The following is a 3,304-nucleotide window of genomic DNA, read 5'->3' as shown; positions in this document are numbered from 1 at the left end:
CTGGACGACATCCTGGCGCGGCTGTCGCCCTCGGACATCGTGCTGGTCGAGGGCTACAAGCGCGAAGCGCACAAGAAGATCGAGGCAAGGCGGCTCGAAGCCAAGGACCGGACGCCACTTTCCGCCAACGATCCCAACATCGTCGCGGTCGCCGCCGACTTTACGGTCGAAGGCGAAAACCTGCCGGTTTTCGACCTCGACGACACCAAATCGATAGCCGACTTTGTCGAGCGCAGCACAGGTCTCGTGGCTCGAACCACGTAACGCAGCGGCACTTCCCGATTGTCGCTTGCCGTTGATTTGCAGTTGCTTTTTTCTCGCAAAGAGTGGGAGTATCCGCCTCAGCGGGCGGTAAAGAAGCTCCGCCCACAAGAGCCGCACGGGACAGCGGCCATGACAATATGAGAGGATTATCATGCGTATTGCACTGCGTATCGCGCTTGCCGCTTCGGCCGCGCTGCTGACACTCGGCGTCGCCCAGGCTCAGGAAAAGACTCTGAGGATCGGCACCGAAGGCGCGTACCCGCCCTTCAACAACCTGACCTCGGACGGCCAGTTGGTCGGCTTCGACATCGATATCGCCAAGGCGCTCTGCGACGAGATGAAGGTGAAGTGCACCTTCGTCGCGCAGGATTGGGACGGCATCATCCCGGCGCTCCAGGCCGGCAAGTTCGACGCCATCGTCGCCTCGATGTCGATTACGCCAGAGCGCCAGGAAAAGGTCGACTTCACCCACAAATACTACAACACCCCGTCGGCCATCGCCGTGCCGAAGGATTCGCCGCTCAAGGGCGTGACCAAGGAAGACCTCGCCGGCAAGAACATCGGCGTCGCCACCACGACCACGCACTACAACTATGCCTCCAAGACCTACACGGACAGCACCATCAAGGGCTATCCGAGCAGCCCCGAGGAGCAGGCGGACCTCGCCAATGGCCGCCTCGACGCGATCGAGGACGACATCGTCGTGTTGCAGCAATGGCTGGATACGCCGGACGGCGCCTGCTGCAAGATCCTCGGCCAACCCTCGCCGCAGCCGGTCGAGATCTTCGGACCGGGCGCCGGCATCGCCGTGCGCAAGGGCGAGACCGATCTGGTCAACAAGCTGAACGAAGCGATCGACACCATCCGCAAGAACGGAAAGTACAAGGAAATCAACGACAAGTACTTCAAGTTCGACGTCTACGGCGCCGAATCCTGATCGTTACGCCAAGGGCGGTGAGGCACTCCTCGCCGCCCTCCTCTTCTCCCGGGATCGCCACGGAGACACGACCCGTCAATGCCGGCCCAAAGCATTTGGACACTTCTCAGCTGGGGACCGGATGGTTGGAGTGACGACATTGCGTCTGGCGTTCTGGTTACCATCGTGCTGGCGCTCGCCACACTGCCCATCGGCCTGACGATCGGATTTTTCGTCGCCTTCGCCAAGCAGCATGAAGAGCCCTCCCTGCGGCTCGCCGCCAACATCTACACCACGGTTTTCCGTGGCCTGCCGGAGCTGGTCACGCTCTTCCTGTTCTTCTTCGGCATGCCGCTTCTGCTGCAATACTTGGTGCGGCTGTTCAATCCGGCCGCGACAATCGACGTCAACAGCTTCATCGCTGGCATGATCGTGCTGTCGCTGATCTTCTCCTCCTATGCCAGCGAGGTCTTCCTTTCCGCGTTCCGCGCCATTCCGAAAGGCCAGTATGAGGGCGGCTACGCCATCGGCCTGTCGAAATGGCAGACGATGCGGCTGATCATCCTGCCGCAGCTGATAAGCATCGCCTTCCCCGGCCTCGAGAATTGCTGGCTAAGCCTGCTGAAGGACACCTCGCTGGTCTCGGTGGTCAATCTCGCCGAGACCTTGCGCCAGTCCGGCGTCGCGGCGCGCGTTACCAAGCATGCCTTCCTGTTCTACAGTGTGGCGGCGTTGATCTTCCTGGCTCTCGCCATCCTGTCGTCGATCGCCACCGGCCACATTCTGCGTCATCTCGGGCGGAGAGCGGTGCGATGAGCGTCAGCCAGGCCATCGTCGTCGACAAGCCGCCCCCTCTGGCCCGCGGCTGGCCACGCGCCCGCATCGTCGGCTACTCACTGGTCGGCGTATGGATTCTCTTCGGTCTCGGCATCGTCGCCTACCTCGTCTACGCCTGGAATCCAGAGTTCTTCGCCCGTTACGCGCCGGCCTATCTGCAGGGCCTGGGAACCACCCTGTCGCTGGTTTCCATCTCGATGGTGCTGGGAGCGATCTTCTCGCTGCCGGTCGCCTATGGCCGCATGTCGAAGAACTGGATCCTGTCCGGGCTTGCCTATTGCTACGTCTATTTCTTCCGCGGCACGCCGCTGCTCGTGCAGACCTATCTCGTCTATTACGGCGTCGGTTCCTTCCGGCCGGAGCTGGAAACGGTAGGATTGTGGTGGTTCTTCCGCGAGGCCTTCTATTGCGGTGTCTTTGCCTTCTCGCTCAACACCGCCGCCTACCAGGCCGAAATCCTGCGCGGCGCCATCGAAAGCGTGCCGCGCGGCCAATGGGAGGGTGCTGCCTCGCTCGGCCTGCACAAATTGCAGACGCTGCGCAAGGTCATCCTGCCGCAGGCGATCATCGTTGCCCTCAGGCCCTACGGCAACGAGCTCATCCTGATGATCAAGGCCTCCGCGATCGTCGCCATCATCACGGTCTACGACCTGATGGGCAACGCCAAGCTCGCCTATGCGAAATCCTTCGACATCCAGGCCTATATCTGGGTGGCGATCGTCTATTTGGTGATGGTCGAGATCCTGCGCCACGGCGTCGAATGGATCGAGCGCCGCATCACCATCCACCTGCATCGATAAATCCCTGCGGCTCGGCCGCCTGCACCAGTCGATGCAGCGCTGCGCGCCTTGACGAATTTTTCGCATGGCCTAGACCTTCGGCCACTGGAAACTGTGTTTTGTTGGAAGGCAGGTCTATGGCATCGGTTGCATTTCTCGGTCTTGGCGTCATGGGCTATCCCATGGCCGGGCACCTCAGGAACAAGGGCGGCCACGACGTCACCGTCTACAACCGCACCAAGGCAAAGGCCGAGCAGTGGGTAGCCCAGCATGGCGGCAAGCTGGCGCTGACGCCGGCCGAAGCAGCCGAAGGCAAGGACTTCGTCTTCTCCTGCGTCGGCAATGATGACGATCTGCGCTCGGTCACCACCGGCGCCAACGGCGCCTTCGCCGCGATGAAGAAGGGTTCCGTCTTCATCGACAACACCACCGCATCGGCCGAGGTCGCGCGCGAGCTGGATGAAGCCGCCCGAAGGGGCGGCTTCTCCTTCCTCGACGCGCCGGAGAC

At 61.8% G+C, this 3,304-nt stretch carries 5 protein-coding genes; all 5 read left to right on the top strand.

The window, feature by feature from the left end:
- Positions 1-264 (top strand): molybdopterin-guanine dinucleotide biosynthesis protein MobB (locus EOA27_RS28570; protein ID WP_145970587.1); only part of this gene is annotated, 264 nt, incomplete at its 5' end.
- Positions 265-415: 151 nt separating this feature from the next.
- Entirely contained in the window at positions 416-1,201 is a 786-nt protein-coding gene (locus tag EOA27_RS28565; protein WP_095818023.1) for an ABC transporter substrate-binding protein, read from the top strand.
- A 78-nt stretch (positions 1,202-1,279) separates the two neighbouring features.
- On the top strand, positions 1,280-1,996 hold the full coding sequence (locus tag EOA27_RS28560; RefSeq protein WP_126082706.1) for an ABC transporter permease: 717 nt from the start codon (positions 1,280-1,282) through the stop codon (positions 1,994-1,996).
- The gene (locus EOA27_RS28555) at positions 1,993-2,817 is read left to right on the top strand and encodes an ABC transporter permease (RefSeq protein WP_126082705.1); all 825 of its coding nucleotides are present in this window, start codon (positions 1,993-1,995) and stop codon (positions 2,815-2,817) included. Before EOA27_RS28560 ends, EOA27_RS28555 begins: the two co-directional genes overlap by 4 nt.
- Before the next feature lie 116 nt (positions 2,818-2,933).
- Positions 2,934-3,304, top strand: a 371-nt coding sequence (locus EOA27_RS28550) for an NAD(P)-dependent oxidoreductase (RefSeq protein WP_145970586.1), incomplete at its 3' end; no start/stop codon positions are given.

The organism is Mesorhizobium sp. M2A.F.Ca.ET.037.01.1.1, assembly GCF_003998075.1.
Classification (GTDB): Bacteria; Pseudomonadota; Alphaproteobacteria; order Rhizobiales; family Rhizobiaceae; genus Mesorhizobium.
Note: the sequence above shows the minus strand (reverse complement) of the source record. Positions and strands in the feature narration are given on the sequence as shown.

Coding starts and splice junctions, on each gene's coding strand:
- EOA27_RS28560 (WP_126082706.1), top strand. CDS start 1,280: ATGCCGGCCCAAAGCATTTGGACACTTCTCAGCTGGGGACCGGATGGT.
- EOA27_RS28565 (WP_095818023.1), top strand. CDS start 416: ATGCGTATTGCACTGCGTATCGCGCTTGCCGCTTCGGCCGCGCTGCTG.
- EOA27_RS28555 (WP_126082705.1), top strand. CDS start 1,993: ATGAGCGTCAGCCAGGCCATCGTCGTCGACAAGCCGCCCCCTCTGGCC.